Here is an 18,745-nt window from a genome sequence, read left to right as displayed (position 1 = left end):
TGGAATTTACCGAACCACGAGCACCGAAATGGCTGAAAATGCTGCTGCATCAAGCTTTTGAGCGGTGTGGAAAATGCTAAATCGGTAGAAATATATCAAATTCTCCGCTTTCGGGATGTCAGGTTTTTATCATTTTCTACGCGTGATTGGATTTCGTTTCCAGCCACAGGTTCAGTTGCCCGCGGACAAAATCGTCGTCGTTCAAATGGGGATAATCCCGATATATCCGGTCGATTTCTTCCGCCTGCCCAGGAGAAAGCGTCTCTTCCGGATTCAGGCACCAGATCCCTCGCATCAGCCCCTGCCTCCGCAGCACTTCGTGAATGCCCGGAATACAACCGGCAAATTGGTGGGCGGGATCGAAAAATGCAGCATTGGTGTCGGTCACCTCCACATTCCGTCTCAACCATTCTTCCGCAATGGTGCCTCCATCGCGAACCTGCTTGATTTCCTCCAGCAGCTCTACGGCTTTCCGCGTCCATACCGCCCAATGGCCGAGCAGTCCGCCGACAACCTTCTTCTCCACGAGCTCACCGTCCACCCGGAACCGGTAAGTCGTGAGTAGATCAACAATGATATTGTCGTCGTTGCCTGTGTACAGGGCGATTTCGTCGCGGCGGCTGGAATAACAGACGGCCCTGGCAACATCGAGGGTTTGATACCGGTTAAACGGCGCCATCTTGATGGCGACAACGTTGGGAATTTCGGCGAATTCCCGCCAGAAGTCAAAGCTGAAAATTCGCCCGCCCACGGAGGGCTGGAGATAGAAGCCGATGACGGGTATCTTTTGAGCTACTTCCCGTGTGCGCTCCAGCAGCTCTTCCTCGCTCCAATTCGCCAGTCCTCCCATGCTGAGCAGACCTGCATCATAGCCGAGCTTCCGCGCAGTTTCCGCCTCCCGGAGCGCTTGGGCGGTCGGACCGCATATGCCAGCCACCAAAATGAAGGGGCGCTGAAGCTGTGCGCGCTGGACCTCCTCGGCTGCCATCCGAAGGACAGGCTCGAACAAATCGACACCGGGGTCCCGGATTTCAAACTGGGTGGAATGGACGCCTACGGCGATTCCTCCTGCGCCTGAGTCTATATAGTAACGCGTCAATGCCCGCTGATGCCGCTCATCCAGCTTACGGTTTTCATCCAGTGCCAGAGGGTGGGCCGGGATGACCAGGCCGTCGTGCAGCGCTGCGATTTGCTCTGCGGTTAGCGAATGCTCCGGATTTTTCATATCAGAACTTCCCCTTTCTTTCCTGAAAATGCGTAGGTTTGCTCCATGTCGCCCCGCCCTGCCGAACCCAGTCCGCGATCCAGCCGATCATTTGCAGGAGGGATACCCTCGGATAGCCGAACAGCTGATGGGACTTCGACGCGTTGCTGAGCAGCGCAGTATCCGCCTCCGTCCCCGTAAACACCACTTCTTTGCCTAAACGGCGCGCCAACTCTTCCGCCGCCCAGCGGATCGACATCGTTTCCGGTCCCGTCACGTTGATGATCTGCGGCGGGTTGGCGCATTGGGTCAGGCAGCGCAGCGCCATTTCGTTCGCGTCCCCCTGCCAAATGACATTGGCGTAGCCCATCGTCACATCGACCGGCCTTCCTTCGTTGACGGACTTCGCCAGCTCCAACAGCACGCCGTACCGCATGTCGATCGCATAGTTCAGCCGGTAAATCGCCATCGGTGTACCGTACTGATGCGAGAAATACTCGAAGATCCGCTCCCTGCCGAGGCAGGACTGCGCATATTCTCCAACCGGTTCCGGTGGAGTATGCTCACTGGCTCCACCGCTGGCGACCGGGGTGAAGGGATACACGTTGCCGGAAGAAAACACAACGATCCTGGAATCGCGGTATTTCTCGGCGACCCTGCCGGGCAAATAGCTGTTCATCGCCCATGTAAAATGCTCCCTTCCCGTCGTTCCGAATTTATGTCCGGCCATGAAAATGACGTTCGGCACGTCGGGCAGCTGCCGGAGCTCCTGATCATTCAGCAAATCGCACGAAATCGTAGTCACCCCGGCATCCTCCAGTTCCTTGCGGGTCTCTTCATTCGAGAAGCGCGATACCCCGATGACCTTCTTGTTCATGCCCCCCATTCGTATCGCATTCGCGGCCAGTCTGGCCAGACTCGGACCCATTTTGCCACCAACGCCCAGCACGAGAATATCTCCTTCGACAGACATGAGGTCGGCAATGAGCGCTTCCGACGGCTGGGCCAGCCGTGCTTCCAATTCAGCTACATTTTTCATCCTTGTTCTTCCTCCCATTCAATCGTTTTCCACTTCATCATAAAGACTCGGCCTATATAAAGACAAATCTTTTAATTGTCTTTAAATTAGCGGGATTTTGGCGCAAAATAAAAGCGATACAGGTTCATTGCCTGTACCGCTAAGGTTCCGAATATTTAGCTGTTTGCTAAAGATTTTCTTTATAGAAGGCACCTAATTTTTCAACGGCTTTATTCACTGGCTCTGGTCTGTCGTACAGGTCATAATGGCTTGCCCCTTCAATAACGAACAAATCTTTTTTCACTGAAGCTGCTCGGTTATAAAGCTCGTGGCCATCCTTATATGATCCAAACGCTCCTTGTACACCACCGACAATGATTTGCAAAGGTTGAGTCAGTAAAGTTTCTGCCAAATGGAAAGCATCAAAGGCAATGATTGAATCTACACTGGTGAATTTCAATTTGTTTGGAGAGTTAGGGCTCTGACCTCTTGGTGTTCTATAGTAATCAACCGCTTGTACAAGATCCAGTTCAGTCATTCCCGCTTCTTCTCTTTCAGCATGACTGTTAGGAATCCACTGAACAACCAGAGGCTCGGCTCCACGTGCTTCAGCCGTACGTTGCAGGGCAACCTGCTCTAACATTTGGATTGGATCGTTTTCACGATATCCTCGACCTATATTCGCAACGGAAACTGCACCTACAGCTTTGATGCGCCGTTCTGTCATCGAAGCATTTACAGCATACCCGCCTCCTGCACAAATGCCTAACACGCCAATACGATCTTCATCGACATCATCCAAAGTCGTTAAGTAATCAACCGCAGACCGGATATCCTCAACACGTGAAGCCGGGTATTCAGCATAACGAGGCTCGCCATCGCTTTCTCCTTGATAGGATGCATCGAATACAATCGTTACGTACCCAAGCTCAGCAAGTTTCTCCGCATAAATGCCCGCCGTTTGTTCTTTACAGCTGCTGCCCGGATGAACGCAAACTATAGCTGGATTTTGTTTCTTGTCTTCAGCAAGTTCAGGTACATTTAAACTCGCGGCTATTTGCAGCCCATGTGCATGAAATTTCACATTCCTTTTGGTGACTGTCACCGTTAAAACCACCTTTATTCATATTTAATATACACTTGTGCGTATTAATCACCTCGTGTATATTTACTTTAAAATAAGGGGTCTGTTGATTCAATGACCACATCGCGCAATATGCGTGTTAATACACAAGTTGTTTTCATTGTGTACTATTAATGAAGGAGGACTGCTGCATGGTTAAAATAGATCGAAGAATTTTAAAGTCTCGGGAAGCTATTCAATCGACGTTTTTGCAAATGTTACTTCAGGAAGGGTTTGACGAAATTACGGTTAAAAAACTTACGGAAAAAGCTGACATTGGCCGAAAAACATTCTACCTGCATTATACTGATAAATATGATTTGTTAGACAAGATGGTGGACGACCATATAGCACAATTGCGAGTAATATGTGATCAAAAACAAGACATCGGGCTTATCGAAGGTTCGATATTATGGTTTTCTTATTTTGAGCAGCATAAACCATTTTTTGCAGCATTGTTTAAAAGTGAAGGTGCCTCAACATTTCGCAAAAAGCTATTGTCTTTTACTATGGCGGAGATAGACAAAAAACTTAATGAGGATTCGCTTCCGATTATTGATAAGCATATTTTTTTGAAGTTTTTAGGAACGGCAACCATGGGAGTTTTGGAATCCTATGTATTAGGAGAATTAGATAGTGATATTGAAGCTGTAGCAACGCAAGTTGTGCAGCTATATAAAACGCAATTAATCGGTTAACAAGATCGTTCATATCGTCAAACACGATGCCCAGGCATCCCCAAAAAAAAGGAGAATCTTCTTTAAAAGATTCCCCGCAGGTAAACATCTTTTATCGTTCTGGTGTTCGTTAGGCATTCAATCTTCCTTCCTGTTTAGTAGCTAATTGTTCTCATAACCATTTTCTCGAAAAAATTCAATCAGGCGCGTCTCCTGCTTCAGGCGAAGTCCTGTCCAAACAGATAAACCTGAATATTTGCCGCGGCCGCCCGCGCGGCACCTTCTCCATGCCGGCAATGGCCACCAGCCCATGATCGATCCACTGCAGCAGCAGCCGATGCGCGCTTCGTACCGTAATGCCGAGCAATGACGCCAGCTCATGGACCTTATAATCGGTTTGGCCGTACTTGGCCCGGTTATGAAGCAGCCGGCTCAAATACGCGCTGGTCATGCCGGCATCCACCGCATGCTTCATCAGCTCCGCATCGGTGAAAGACAGCACCACCCGGACCGGATCGGCCATCTCAAGCGGTCCGATCAGCGTCTCGTCCTCCCTGACGATAAAACAGGCATTCCCTCCTGCCTCCTTCGCCTTCCGCATCGCGGTTCGGGCATGGGTGCCGGCCAGACTGGCCGAACGGCCGAAGCCGATCCCGATGCTCAGCGAGATGCCGTGCGTCGTATTCACATCTTTGGCCAGCGGAATCGTCTTGTATCCGCCGCTTTCACGTTCGAAGATGCCCCGCGTCGTAAAAAATAGGTATTCGTCCCCGCCCTGGTGGGCCAGAAATCCGTCCAGCGATTCCACATAGTCGAGCACCATGCGGTGGATGTCCAGCTTCAGCTTCTGGACCTCATGCTCATTGCTCCGCTGCATGGCTACGCGTTCGAAATGGTCGACGTTGATCATCCCGACGACGATTTGGGACTCTTTGCTGCGCCGGGTCTCCGTTGACAGAAGCGCCCGCTCGAGCGCGACGACGATGTCTTGATCGGAGGGAAGCAGCCACTCGGAAGGGATGCCCCTTTCCTCCAAGCGCTGAGCCACTGCCTGCTGTCCTGTAAAAACGACGGAGCATCCGCCGGACTCAAATCCGGCTTGATGGAATGCAATCAGCTTATCCGGCGACGCATATACCGGGCCGTCATACACGTTCCACCGTTCATCCGTCATCCCTAAATCCCTGCACGCTCTGCGAACCATCGTTTCGGTGAGCGTATCCACCGAGATTCCCCGGTCAAGCAGGCCGCGCTGATGCGCCGCGAACAGCGCCTTATAGAGGCCCGCATCGGTTAACGGTACGTAATGGGCTGGAACGGTTACCCGTGGGTTTTCCTTGACCTTCCTATGAGACAACGGGTCGGACAGGAGCAGCACCTCCGTCTCACTGGCTAACCGTTCCGCCAGCATTGACGCCTCCGCCGCATCCTCAAATACCCGGGGAACGGCTTCAAAAGAAGGAAACGTCTCGATCACGCGCAGGATCTGTTCAACCAAACGTTTAGGCCCGATGATTCCGATCGGGATCTGATGAGCGGCCTGCAGACGTTGATAAAAATGATTCTCCTGGTTAGCTGGCAATTCTTGTCCCCCCGTTCGTATCCATTAGGAAGAAAACTCCGCTGGCTCTCCCAATATTCCTTCTCTCAGCCCTTTGAGGTCCAGCCCATCGACGACGAACGCGCGGCGAACCAGATCCGGAGCGACAAATTCATCGTACTTGCCGAGGTACGGGGCTTCTTCCGGAGCGAGGAGCTGTTCTTCGCCGCACCGGGAACATTCGGCCGCGATCTCCTGAATCAGCGTCCCGGCATCGCTGTTGCCGGCGACGACCATATAGTAAGGCTCCATCGGCACGATGGATCTCAAGGAGAGGCGATCCGCCAAGTGGTGCTTCAGCATCCGTTCCAGTGTGCGGAACTGCTTGCTGCCGACCCACGGCAGCACAAAGAGCGAATCGCCGCCGGCCGGAATGACGATATCGCGAAGCAGTCCGCTTTCTCTAGCCAGGCGCCGGGCTCGCTCCAAACGATTCACCGCCTGTGGCGACAAGTACGGATAAATCGCGGAATCGGCAAGCACTTCTCTCATTTTCCGCATCACTTTCGTGTGAATGTCGCCGCCCGATCCCAGCCACAGTGTGTCCACCTTACCTTTGGCCGCCTTAACATACACAGCTTTGTGCTTGGTGTCCACCTCCACCACTTTCCACAGCTTCCCGGCCAAGGAGAAGCAATAACCGGGCGGCGGTACCGTCGTGATAGAGCCGATTTCCTCGGAGCCGTTATACACGACGTGGTCCTCGTCATCCTTAAACACCGCATAAAAACGGTAGTTATTCACGATCTTCTCCCCCGTCAGCCCGATGATGAGGGTCTGTTCTTCGGTCCATTGAATGTGGTCGGTCTGGATCAGGTAGCTGAGAAACACTTTGAACTCATCAGGTGTCACATGTTTAAACGAAGGAAGCGTAAGGACCGCACGCGCCAATTCGGCGGGTTCACATTCCCCTATGCTCTTCAGCATGCTCATTGTCTGGTGGTACAGGGTCCCGACAGGCATCCGGCGGATATCATGAGGCTCCACCCATTTATAGCGCACATAGAGTTCAATGACCGCGATGGCCCGAAGCAGGGTCCAGGGCATTCTGGCCGGAAGCGGTGCTTCTTCATCTACTTCCTCCTGTACGACAAACAGCATTTCCGAAGCGGAGTCGCCCCTGCGTCCGGACCGGCCAAGCCGCTGGACGAAGCTGGAGGCGCTGTACGGCGCGCCGAGCTGCACCACCCGCTCCAGCTCTCCCAGGTCAATGCCCAGCTCCAGCGTCAGCGTTGCCGCCGCCACGGCCGGACCCGGCCCGATCTTCAGCGCGCTCTCGGCTTCCTCCCGCAGCATAGCTGAAATGCTGCCGTGATGCACATAAAAGACGTCCGGCTGGCTGCGTCTGGCCGCGACCCTGCGCATTTCCAGCGTCGTCAGCTCGGCATCGGACCGGCTGTTCGTAAAAATCAGCGCTTTCTTCAGGTGCGTCGTCTCGTAAATATACTCATAGTACGCTTTGCGTGCGTTTTGCAGCTGCTCCGCCTGCTCCTCGTCCCTCGCATCGGGAAACGAAAAATGGTCGACCCGAAGCCGCAGCTTGCGGCCGCCCGGCGATGTGACCACGGATACTTGCTCGGGACTACCCGCACCGAGCCAGGCGGTCGCCGAATCGTAGTCGCTCAAAGTGGCGGACAAGCCCACTCGTCTAGGACGGCAGCCCGCCATCCGCTCTAACCTGGTGATCTGGCTCAGCACTTGAATCCCCCGGTCTGCACCCATAAACGCATGGACCTCATCGATAATGATGTACCTGAGGTCCTGAAATAGCGCCGGGATCGCATTCGGACGGTTCATCAGCAGCCCTTCCAGCGACTCGGGGGTAATTTGCAGAATGCCCGAAGGATTTCGCATCAGCTTCGTTTTCTCCGCCTGAGATACGTCGCCGTGCCAGTGCCATACCGGGATCCGCGATTCGATCAGCAGGTCCTTCATCCGCTCAAACTGGTCGTTAATGAGCGCCTTGAGTGGTCCAATGTACAAAATCCCCACAGATTTCGCCGGCCGCTCGTGCAACTCGGACATGGCCGGAAAGAAGGCCGCCTCCGTCTTGCCGGAAGCCGTACCGGCCGCGATCAGCAGATGATTGCGCGTATCGAAGCAGATATTGAGCGCTTCGACCTGTGCCGGACGGAGCGTCTCCCACCTTTTTTTGTAAATATACTCCTGAATGAAAGGGGCAAGCTTGTAAAACGGGTTACCGCTCATAGTTCGAACTCCGCCAAAAAGTCGCTGACTTCGTCCGGATCGGCATCCGCCGGCTTCACGCTGCGCTCCCCGACCAGCTGCTCAAAGGTAATTCCCGGATTCTGATGCAGGGTATGAAGCAGATCCATATAATCGCGGATCACTTCGCGCGGGGTCAGCAGCTGATCCGCTCCGAGCCGGCCGGCCGCATTTTCCATAAACGTAATAATTTCGCCGCTGCCGACACCAGGCTCATATCCATAATGCATGGCATGAATCCGCGTCAGCTTTTCCAACAGGATGAAAATTTCTTCACTCGACAGCATCTCCAGCTTAATGATCGGTCCGGAGTAATTGGCGAAGCCGCTTCCCGCATACCGTCCTTCGATCAGGCGGGAGCGCAGCGCTTCGTAGCTGAAGAGTCCCCTGCGCTCATCTTCCACAAACTGGGGCGTTCCCCCGATAAAGATGCCGAGATGCTCGGCTTTCCCCTGCATCGTATCATTGAACATCGTCAGCAGCTTCTCATAGTTGCTCTGCCGGGAAACGCTGTTCGTAATTTTGTACAAATTGACCGCTTCGTCGATGAAGAGCAGCAGTCCTTTATATCCGATTTTTGCCGTAAACTCCGCCCACAGCTTCATGTAATCGTACCAGTTGTCGTCATCGATGATCACGCCCACCTCAAGCTCGCGCCGCGCTTCCGTCTTCGTCGGAATTTCACCGCGAAGCCAGCGCAGTGCCGCCTGCTTACGGTCGTCGTCCCCCAGCTTATAACCGTTCCAGTAGACGGACAGGACCTTGGCGAAATCAAACCCGTGCACCAGGCTCTGCATCTGCGAAGTCACCGTAAAGATCCGCTGCTCCACCTCTTCATGGAGTCCAGCGTCATTCGGACGGAGTCCCTTCTCCTGCATCGCGGACTGCTGCAGGCCGGCGATCCATTTCTGGAGGATAGCCTCCAAAGCTCCCCCGTCCGGCCGCGTGCGGGTAGATAAATGGGTCATCAGCTCACGATACGTGGCCAATCCCTGGCCTTTCGTTCCCACCAGCCGCCTTTCCGGAGACAAATCGGCATCCGCCACGACAAAGTCGCGGTCCATGGCATAATTGCGGAAGGTCTGGAGCAGAAAGCTTTTTCCGCTGCCGTAACGGCCGGTAATAAATTTGAAGCCCGCTCCTCCTTCGGCGATGTTGTCCATATCCCTTAGAATGGCGTCCACTTCGGCCCGACGTCCCACGGCGACATGCTCCAGCCCTACGCGGGGCACGACGCCCGCCGTCAATGAATTCACGAGCGCAGTGGTCAGCCTTTTGGGTATCTTCACTTCATTCATTCGTTTCATCCTTTCAAGTTCTCAAAGCAATCCATATATTCCTGGGCGATTCGGTCCCCGTCAATGACCAGGTCGCCGATCGTCTCCATGGCCAAGTCATTAATCTCATCGATGATCAAACCGGGCATCGTCCCGTGACGGTCAGCCACTTGGTTTAAGTCTGCATTCGGAGTTGATCCTGTCAAAACACGCAGCGCCTCCAGCTGGTATGGTGCCAGCATCTCCGCAAAGCGGACCCATTCCTCATCCAGCCCGGAGGTGTCCCAAGCTGCCGAGTCGGCATTCGTCGCTTCGACGGATTCTGAGGGCCCCGAATCAGTACTTGCTGCATAATTATCGTCTGCCAGAAGTTCCGGACTGTGATCCGTTTCCGTTATGGGGGCAGGTTCCTGATCGGAGCTTACATCTGTAACCAATACTTGGCCAGACCCCAACTCCAACCGGGGATCCGTCTCCGGAACGCTTGCAGGTTCCCTAGACTCTTCAGAATGAAGAGCAACGACAGGATGGATGGTCAATCCTTCACCAGACGGATCCGAATAGACGGCGCTCGACTTATTTGCAGGGGCAACCGTTTCCTCGTCTTTCTCCTCTGTCGTGCCCGGTTCTTCAACGGTGAGCATGCTACGGACATATTCAGTGTCCTTCTGCAGTGAAGCGAGCTTGTCCGAATCGATCACAATCGCCGGTCTTTCCTCCTGGCGGCCGGTCAGCTCACGCTTCAGATAAAGCTCCACTAGACGCTCGACCGATGGTGCGATTTCTACACTTCTTAGACGTCCCTTAAATCCGCGGTGTTCCCGCAGCTTGTTTTCCGTGTACCGGATAATTTGCGTCACCCAGCTCCGCAGTGGAGCATGGTTGCGGATCGGAATGGTGGTCACCGGAAGTAGACGTCCATACAAACGGGCATCGTACACCGCTCTGTGGAACAAATACCTTTCAGTCGTTTTTGGCGGAATATCCGGTGCAAACAATTCCTTCCATTGATCGTTTTCCTTTTCGCGCAAATAACCGGCAGCCAGCGATACGATCCGCGGAATATGATAATCTAAATCCTCTTGGCCCGCTTCCACATAAAACCTGCTGTCCTGAACATCATAATCGCTTAAAATAAGCAGCAATTCCATCGGAATCTGCAGCAGTTTGTCTTGGAACAAACGAACGAGCTCCAAATCCATCAGCTCATGGGACAGCAGGCTTCCCGCCTTTTGCGTAATTTGAACCAACGGAATATCAAGCTTGTGAATAAGCACAAAGTCGGCGGTCCATTCCTTTAAATAATGATCCAGCCTGGGGAACTTGTCCCGGTAAGCCGTCCAAATCTCATCCAGCAGCCTGTATCCTTCCCTGGGATCGGTCCAGCCGACTTGATGAATCAGCTCATAAACGTATATGAAGACATAGGACAGATCCGTCTGATGATAACGACCCTGCCGCACTTCGCTCCTCCAGTAAAAATACCATTTCCGCTGAGCCTCGGTCATCTGCTGATAAGTCGCCCAATAGCTCATAAATGGAACAAATGGGGCCGGATCGCCAGTTTCATCCGCTCTTCCAAGCGCTTCCTCAGCAAAGGCCTGCTCCCGGCTCTCCATACTAAACGTTATGGATTTCGACGGAGTGATGGCCGCTGGATCCCGGGCGGGAATACGCATTCCTTCACCGGCATCTCCGCCCAGGTCGATTTCCGTAAATTTAATGGGTCCTCTATCGTTATTGTTCACGTATATCCATCCCTAACCGGTGATTTCCAAGCTAAATCCGAACCAGTCTATCTAGATTTGCAAGACTAACATCATGAATTAAAAATATTATATCATGGCAGCCCCGAAACTTTATGGAATTTCAATTTCATTGTATGTGTTGATTATAGAACGCACGTTCGCTGGTTTCAAGGCCGGAATCGAAACGCACGCAAGCCGGCGCCAAAATTTCTGGCGCCGGCTTGCGGCAGGCAGGAAGGCTTAACCGCCGTTTTCCCCCTCTTTTTAGACATGCTATTTTTGCGCGATGAGCGTGTACATCATTTTCGCTGTTTCTGCGCGGGTGACTTGACCCTGCGGATCGAACTTGCCGCCGCCTTTACCGTTCATCAGACCGAATTGACCGGCTTCCGTAACAGCCTGCTTCGCCCATCCGGATACGTTTTGCATGTCGGCAAAGCTGCTGGATGCAGCCGATTCGCCGCTCCAGTTCACCGCTTTGGCCAGCTTCACCACGATGGACGCAGCTTCCTCGCGGCTGATCGGATCCTGAGGTCTGAATTTGCCGCCGCTTCCTTGGATGAATCCGAGTTTTGCTGCCTCAGCCACCGCGCCGGCGTAATAGCTGTCCGCCGGGACATCCGTAAAGGCCGAACTTCCCGAAGCTTGCGAAGTGGTGCCCATCATTCGCATCGCCAGCGTGAGGAAATCCGCACGGCTGACGTTCAGCTTAGGCCCGAATCGGTTCTCGTCGATTCCGTTAACCAGATGTTTGGCCGCCAGCTTGCCGATGTATTCGTCCGCCCAGGAACCGTTCATATCCGCAAATTGTTTATGATACTCAAGCACAGCGAACGGAGCAAGGTGATCTGCCGTAAAGCTGACCGTTCCACCGCTGAAATGCCCGCCAAGATATTTAGGCTGGCCGCTGCCCAGCTCATAAACCCCAGCGTAATCGGTATCCAGTTTTTGCAGCTGCTCAGGGGTGGGCTTACCCTCAACCGTCACGGGGCCGCTCAGATTCTGGATCTCGGATTCAGCCTGACCATTGACCTTGACCAGCTTAACTGTGTATACCGGTCCGGCAAGACTATAGTCGGATCGGGAACCAATGGCATCTCGTACAGCTTGGCTGGCTGTACTGTTCATCGTCGCATCCATACGCAGTACCAGCTGATGTGCATCGGTCAGCGAGCCCGGCCAAGATGCCGCAGGCACCGTAACCGTCATGTCAGGTCCGGCAACGATCAGCGACAAACCGTTTTGTTTGGCTTTGGCCACGCTGGCTGCAGGCAGGGACAAGGAAGCCGCCTGTTGTCCTTGGCCGTTCGCTCCGTCAAGCGTGATGACGATTTTGCCATTCGTACTTTCGGTCATTGCTTGGTCCAATGCCTTCACATCGGCTTGATAGCTTCCGTTCGTGCCCGGCTTCAGCACCACGGTTCCCTTATTGCCGCCTGTTCCCGGATTAGAAGGTATTTCAGGGGAAGTGGCGTTTCCGTTGCCCGGTTGTGACGGCGTTGTTCCGCCGCCATTTCCGCCACCGTTGCCTCCACTGCCGCCCCCGTTGTTTCCACCGTTGTTTCCTCCGTTACCCCCGCCAGGGTTGCCGGAATTGTTTTTCCCGGTATAGAAGCCCCAAATATCGGAGAGCGTGCTGCCGCTGTGCGCGTCTTCCGCTTTTACATACCACTGCTGGTAGCTGTCCGCAGGCAGCCCGTTCCATAACGCAGATGCCTGGGACCCGCTAGCCACTTCACGGCTGCTTCCGATTTCGCTATCGGTGTACACTTTGACGCTGATGTAATCCGTCGCAACCTGTTTGGTTTTCGGCTGGAGATCCAGGACCAGGTCAAACTCGTCCTTGCCCGGATTTTCCTGCGGATCATAGTAGTTATAATCGTTCAAATATGGCGAATACGTTTTGATGTGAAGCTTGTTGTTCTTCATATCGAACTGCATAAGACGGATGTAACCCAGCCCGCCCTCAGGCGCTCCCTGGTAATCGGCGAGCATCTGATAGACGTTGCGGTCCGGCACGCCGTCGCCGTTGTCATCAAGCTCATCCACTTTCAGCTCCGCGTCGTGATAATGCCCGGACAGCGCAGCGATGACATTCTTGTTCGGCTTCACGACTTTTTCGAAAATTTGGTCCGCAATCGGTGCGCGGTTATTCGATACGAGCATGTACTCATGCAGGCACAGGATCGCTTTGCGTTCCGGATACTTGGACACCACTTCGTTCATCCATTCGATTTCGTCGTCCCCGAGACCCCAACCCATGTAGACGATGATAAAGTCGTTTCCGTTCGAAGATACCAGGTCGTAATGACCGCGGTTGTTGTCATAGGAGCCGGCAAACGTCGAGTTGTTCTTGAACCGGTCTTCCCCAAAATACTCTTTGAACTTCGTATAATCGTTGTCCTGATGGCCCACGTCGTGGTTACCGGCCAGTACGCCGTAAGGAATGCTGGCATTCTCCAGCACCTTCATGTCCTTGTCGGCTTCGACCCACTGATACTCTTCATAGGATTTGTCGACGACGTCGCCCGTGTGAATGACGTATTGAATATTCATTTTCTCCTTCTGGGCAGCGATCCAGTTGACGATATCCTGATAAATTTTTGGATAGCTCTGCGAATAGTACTGAGTGTCAGACATCCAGACGAACGAGAAGTCGTAAGGATCTTCCTGCTCCGGCGAAGGCTTGGTGCCTGCGGCCGCCCCCTCCGCCGCCGCGGCGATTTCGTCCTGCACCATGACGTCGATCGCTCGGCCGGACGCATAATCTCCCGCCTTCACGGTTGCGTTCAGCTCAAAGTCTTCGGCTCCGGCGATCACATGATCAAGCTGGATCCATTTGCTCTGCGAAGGACTCCAGGCATACAGGCTGACCTTGCGGCCTTCGAGCGATTTTCCTTTCCAGTGGATATCCACGCGGTCCGTCGCTTTCACGGATGGGTCAAGCTTCACTTCGAATCGCTGGTAAGGGAACTTGTCTACCGACTCGTTCACCAAATATTTGCCGTCTTCCGCACTGATTTTGGCGTAATCTCCCGGATTCATTTGCGTTTCGCCTGTAGGAGCCATTTCCTTCGGAGGCTCGGTCACTGAAGCGTTCAAGTACCCTGTAAAGTCCTCCGTCCGGCTGCCGTCGTATTTATACCCCTTGTAAAAGAGCACATTCAACGGGTCCTGGCTCGGGTCCTGCACCTTGACGGTCAGATTGGCGCTGCTTCCCACGTTCGTCTGCCCTTGCTGCGGGCTGACCAGTTCCGGAGCCAGTGGATTCTCGTCCGGCACTATGAATTTTACGGTCCGTGTGGTTTCATTGCCCGCTTTGTCCACCGCATGTATGGTCAGCGAATGTTCTCCGCCTTTCAGCGATCCGGACGAAGTTTGATACGGAAGCTTGATGCTCTGATCGTCCAGCTTCACGTCAACCTTGTCCACACCCGCATAAGCGTCCTCGATTTCGGCATCCAGCGTAAACTCACCGCGGTATTCCTTGCCGTTTTCGATCGATGGCTTGATCTCCGGAGGCGTATTATCCACGATGACGGCAGCCTTATATTCATCCGTTCCGTCCGTCACTTTGATTTCGTGCGGGCCGTCTGCCGCTTCGAGCGTGTTCCAGGCGTAAGCCTTGGACTTCAGCTGGTCGGCAGTCAGGTTAAACTTGAACCCAACAGACTCGTTTTTCCCGGCGGAATCCCCCATTTTGATCACTTGATCCTTAACGCCATAGGCCGGATCCCAGATTTCGGTTCCGTCCGCCAGCACGAGCCTTACGTTCTTGATCTCAAAATCGTCCTTGTTCTCTTCCGGACGGTCGTCAAACGGGCCCGTTTTGGAACCGGCGCGAACATAAATGATATTGTCCTCGTCCGCCTTGAGGCGATCGGCGCTGATCGGGAACGAAAGCGTCGTATACGTTGTGATCGGGTCCAGGAACGTATACAGGATCGATTTGTCTCCGAGCTCTGCTGGTCCCATCGTCACTGCATTTTTGAAGTAGTAGTCGACATTGACCGCATCGAAAACAAAGTAAGCGTCATGCTCAAGCTGGGTGAACGTGTTTCCAACCGCAACCGGTTTGCCGTCAATGCTCAGCTGCAGTCTGTCCGATCCTAGGGATTCGGCCGTGCCTTTAATGGTGCTTGTCCCCTTAATGATCTGTTGGTCCTTCACGTTCAGCCGCAGCGGAGAAGAATCCGGTCCACCCGTAACGTCTACTTTGACCGGATCGGTTTTCGTTTCGTTTACGCCGTCCGACGCAGCAAAATAATATTCGATGTATTTTCGGCCGATCAATTCGGCAGAGGACAGCTTGTAGTGGTACATCGTATCGTTGAAGTCCTCGGACAGATTATGCAATGTATAATCGCTCTGCTTGTCGGAGCGCACGTATACCTGAACGGACCGGACTTCCGTGTCGTCCTGCGCATCGGCGATCAGTTCGAGGCTCTTCGACTGTTCGATTTCCTTAACCTTCGTTACATCTTCGATCGTCGGAGGATTGTTGTCCTCTTCCTGATGGACCGGCTCACTTGGAACTTGAGAGGTCGCTACCGATCCTGGCGATGCCGATTGAGTCCCGGTACTTGCCTTGATCATTGTCGTGCTGCCGTTCTGAGGGTAAGCATAATGCAGCCCCATATTTTCCTTGGTTTCGTCGCCTTTGGTGCCGTTCTCGTACAAGGTATCCGCGTCATAATAAGCCGCCGAAATTTCCTTGCCGGTATTCGTTTTAATGACAATCGCGCGGCGCCCGGAATTGGACATCCCGTCGCTCTGAATCATAAACAGGTTTTGGTTTTCTACCAGATTCGTTTTGTAGAAATCGTTGAATTGTTCCGCCGTGTATGACTGGTTGGCGCTGTTTTTGATCCAGAAAACGACCGTTCCCTTCGATGGGATGACAAAGTCCTCCTTCGTCGATGGCCATACGACATCACCGGCCGCCCCTTTATCCGGGTAGCGGTAATACAGCTTATAGTTTTTAAAAGATACCGGCTGGTCCGTATTGTTGTACACTTCAATCGCTTCGTATGCGTCTGTCGACGTCCCAGACACGTTCGTAGTATTCGGGACAAGCTCCGTGACCAGCAGCGGAGGTGCCTTAGCCGGATCAAACTCGGGCAGGTTCACCTTGGCGGAGTATGCTTTCTCCGTCTGGTTGGCTGCGATGCGGTAATCGATTTGGGACTCAACCAGCGCCGCGGCTGGAATGGTCGCCTTATAGTCTCCCGTACCTTGAGCGTCTGCCATCGGGATCACCGTATATCTCGCTTGGCCAGGCGTTTTGTAAAGGAGTTGAACAGGAGTCGGAGTGCCGTCACTGTTCTTGCCCGGATTCTCAACATGCGCCTGAATCTCGAGGTCCTGCACTTCGACGGACGTTGGCGGCGTATGGCTGATGACCGTCTCGCTTCCTTCCGGCACCTCAACCGGAACGAGCTGTGCGGAGTCAATCGTTCCCGGTGTCGCCGGGACTTGTCCGGAAGCAGGCATCACCGCCATTTGCACGCTGCCTTCGGCCGGATGCTGAAACAGGATGCCCTGATTCGTCTTGACATGCTGGGCTTCATAAGAAGCCGTCACAATGATGCTGCCTGTGCTGTCCTTAATAGACAACGTTCTAGCGTCACTATTGGCCATGCCACCGCCGCCGTTGATCCGGAACAGGTTCTGTCCCTCCAACAGGCTCGTTTCGAAATTTACGTTAAAGCTATCCTGGGTCTCGGCATCGTTCTTGCCGTTCATAATCCAGAATACTGCCGGGCTGTGCGCAGGAATGATCATATCCCCATCCGTGACCGGCTTCCAAGTGTTTGTATTATTGTAGAAGAATGAATAGTCCTTGAAATTGATGGCCTGATCCGTGTTGTTATAAACTTCGACATATTCGTAAGCATCAGCCGAAACACCAGCCACGTTGGCTGTATCCGGAACCATCTCGGTAATCAGCAGCGGCAGCCCGGCTGCGGAAATGTTCGCTACCGTATCCTGCCCGGTGCCTGATTCTGTTTCGCTGGCCTTAATTGGCGCGCTATAAGCGATTGTCTGCAGCACCTTGGACTGCTCGTCCAGCAGCGTTATCGAATAATTCAGAATCGTGCCCTTAAGCGCCTCTGCTGGAATAATTGCATTGTATGTATCCTGCTTGCCTTCGACCTGTACCAACGGTACCGATGCTTCGGTGTTCCCGTCCACCGCATAATTCACGACGCCTGACCAACCAGCCGCGGCTGTTCCTGTGATGACTGCGCTCACCGTGAAATCCTGATCGGCCAAAACTTCAGCAGGTGCCTGATGATCGATCTGCAGCGTATTTTGCGTTTCCTGACCCTCCTGCGGAGTCTCCGTGTTCGTGCTGTTGTCTGCTGCGGGGGCGCCGGGATCGTTCACCGGCTCTGCCGTAACGACAGGCGCCGTTTGATCGTTCAGGCCGTCTGCATAGCTGACGGGTGCTGCTGCGCTGATCAGCATACTGCCAAGCATCACGGCGGACACGCTGCGCTGCAGCTTACTAGTCCTCTTCAATGGGTAAGTCTCTCCTTCACTCATGAAATGTTGTCTGCATCCTGATGTATGCATACTTCAGTGTAGTGAGTTTTTATTTACGCCATGTCATTGGAATGTAAAGGGATCATTAATCTCATTAAATTTGCAGTAAAGTAAAGCGGTAAAGGTGAGGCTTACTCCACACTTGACGCAGCAAAAAAGGACTGCAGCAAAAGCCTGCAGTCCTTGTCACGTCATGCAACAGCAAACGAAATGAATGATAAACATTCATCCGCCTTGATAAGTTGGATTCAACGGGTTATGCCTGCACCGCAGGGCCTGCCTCCATCACTTCCCGGATCAGCACCTTGCTGCCCGTCTTGGCGCTTTCCAGCGCAGCCAGCACCATGGCCATGCTGTAGATGTTGTCGCTGCAGTCCGTTTCCGGCTTGCGCCCCGCTTCAAGCGCCGCGAACATTTCGTCCAGGCAGCCGTGATGAAACGTGTTGCGCATGGAATCAAGCACGCCGGGCACGCGCGTATATTCGCGGATAAACTTGCCGTCCTGATCCCCTTCGGCTACGACTTCAGCATAAGGTTCGCCGTGCCCGTCCCAAACAGCCGTCCCCTTTTCTCCTGTGACACGCCAGGATGCTTCCCAGGATGTCGGCATCCCCTCGGCGCACCAGGAGCCGCGGTAGTTGAACACCGTGCCGTCGGACATCTCAAAGATACAGATGGCCATGGCATTCCCCTCATACCAGGATCCCGGAGGATTAAACTCGTGACAGTATACCGAGACCGGGTTGGCTCCCGTAATGAGTCGGGCCTGATCAAACGTATGGATTGCCATGTCCAGGAGCAGCGGGCTGGCCATCGCTTCCCGGAAGCCGCCGAAATGGGCGCCGATAAAGAAGTCTGCCCCGATAAATCCCGTCCGTCCGATCGTTCCCTCGGCAATCAGCTTGCGGAAGGCCCGGATGCGCGGGTCGTAACGACGATTCTGCATCACGGCATGCGTGCGCCCGGTCCGCGCCGATCTCCGGACAATGTCCAGACAGTCCTCCATCGTTTCAGCCAGCGGCTTCTCTGCAAATACGTCGCAGCCCAGCTCCAGGGCCGTCGCGCTCACACCATGATGGCTTGAAGGTATGGTCACGTCAAAAACGAGATTAGCTCCCGTTGCCTGAATCGCTTCCTTGACATCTGTAAATACCGGGCAGTTCAGCGACTTGCGCTCAGCCATCGCCAGCGCCGCTTCCTTTTTAATATCCACCAATCCGACGATCTCGGTGTCTTCCCGCCCGGCCGCGTAATCGACCCAGGTATTCGCCATGCCGCCGCAGCCTGCGACGACGACTTTGTACTTCGCAGTCATCCGCTTGT

At 53.7% G+C, this 18,745-nt stretch carries 10 protein-coding genes; 1 reads left to right on the top strand and 9 read right to left on the bottom strand.

Translation table 11 applies throughout. The features are described from left to right. Positions 1-136: 136 nt before the first annotated feature. The 3 genes from BCV73_RS10060 to BCV73_RS10050 all read right to left on the bottom strand — a co-directional run bounded on the left by BCV73_RS10060 (position 137) and on the right by BCV73_RS10050 (position 3,327). The gene (locus BCV73_RS10060; RefSeq protein WP_089546981.1) at positions 137-1,225 is read right to left on the bottom strand and encodes a dihydrodipicolinate synthase family protein; all 1,089 of its coding nucleotides are present in this window, start codon (positions 1,223-1,225) and stop codon (positions 137-139) included. 1 nt (position 1,226) lies between these two features. Then, positions 1,227-2,243, bottom strand: a complete 1,017-nt coding sequence (locus tag BCV73_RS10055; RefSeq protein WP_089546980.1) for an NAD-dependent epimerase/dehydratase family protein — start codon at positions 2,241-2,243, stop codon at positions 1,227-1,229. Positions 2,244-2,409: 166 nt separating this feature from the next. Then, entirely contained in the window at positions 2,410-3,327 is a 918-nt protein-coding gene (locus tag BCV73_RS10050) for an alpha/beta hydrolase (RefSeq protein ID WP_089546979.1), read from the bottom strand. Positions 3,328-3,497: 170 nt separating this feature from the next. Here BCV73_RS10050 and BCV73_RS10045 point away from each other — a divergent pair, with 170 nt between their 5' ends. Beyond that, positions 3,498-4,043, top strand: coding sequence for a TetR/AcrR family transcriptional regulator (locus tag BCV73_RS10045; RefSeq protein ID WP_089546978.1), 546 nt, complete (start codon positions 3,498-3,500; stop codon positions 4,041-4,043). Between the two features lie 175 nt (positions 4,044-4,218). Here the strand turns inward: BCV73_RS10045 and BCV73_RS10040 are convergent, their stop codons facing one another. The 6 genes from BCV73_RS10040 to BCV73_RS10015 all read right to left on the bottom strand — a co-directional run bounded on the left by BCV73_RS10040 (position 4,219) and on the right by BCV73_RS10015 (position 18,737). Continuing rightward, the gene (locus tag BCV73_RS10040) at positions 4,219-5,604 is read right to left on the bottom strand and encodes a hypothetical protein (protein ID WP_256992802.1); all 1,386 of its coding nucleotides are present in this window, start codon (positions 5,602-5,604) and stop codon (positions 4,219-4,221) included. A gap of 24 nt (positions 5,605-5,628) precedes the next feature. Beyond that, positions 5,629-7,830 (bottom strand): DEAD/DEAH box helicase, encoded by a 2,202-nt coding sequence (locus tag BCV73_RS10035; protein ID WP_089546977.1) that lies wholly within the window; start codon positions 7,828-7,830, stop codon positions 5,629-5,631. Further along, a complete protein-coding gene (locus BCV73_RS10030) occupies positions 7,827-9,146 on the bottom strand; it encodes an ATP-binding protein (RefSeq protein ID WP_089546976.1) in 1,320 nt (439 codons plus the stop codon). The genes BCV73_RS10035 and BCV73_RS10030 overlap by 4 nt, the downstream gene beginning before the upstream one ends. Before the next feature lie 5 nt (positions 9,147-9,151). After that, a complete protein-coding gene (locus BCV73_RS10025; RefSeq protein WP_089546975.1) occupies positions 9,152-10,873 on the bottom strand; it encodes a TerB N-terminal domain-containing protein in 1,722 nt (573 codons plus the stop codon). A gap of 273 nt (positions 10,874-11,146) precedes the next feature. Further along, positions 11,147-17,398, bottom strand: a complete 6,252-nt coding sequence (locus BCV73_RS10020) for an S-layer homology domain-containing protein (protein WP_179231944.1) — start codon at positions 17,396-17,398, stop codon at positions 11,147-11,149. Positions 17,399-17,678: 280 nt separating this feature from the next. Then, positions 17,679-18,737 (bottom strand): Gfo/Idh/MocA family protein, encoded by a 1,059-nt coding sequence (locus BCV73_RS10015; RefSeq protein ID WP_089546973.1) that lies wholly within the window; start codon positions 18,735-18,737, stop codon positions 17,679-17,681. Between the last annotated feature and the right edge of the window lie 8 nt (positions 18,738-18,745).

Origin of the sequence: Paenibacillus sp. SSG-1 (assembly GCF_002224835.1) — a bacterium.
GTDB lineage: Bacteria > Bacillota > Bacilli > Paenibacillales > Paenibacillaceae > Paenibacillus_AQ > Paenibacillus_AQ favisporus.
The sequence above is the reverse complement of the archived record's forward strand: the minus strand, read 5'-3'. Positions and strand labels throughout refer to the sequence as shown.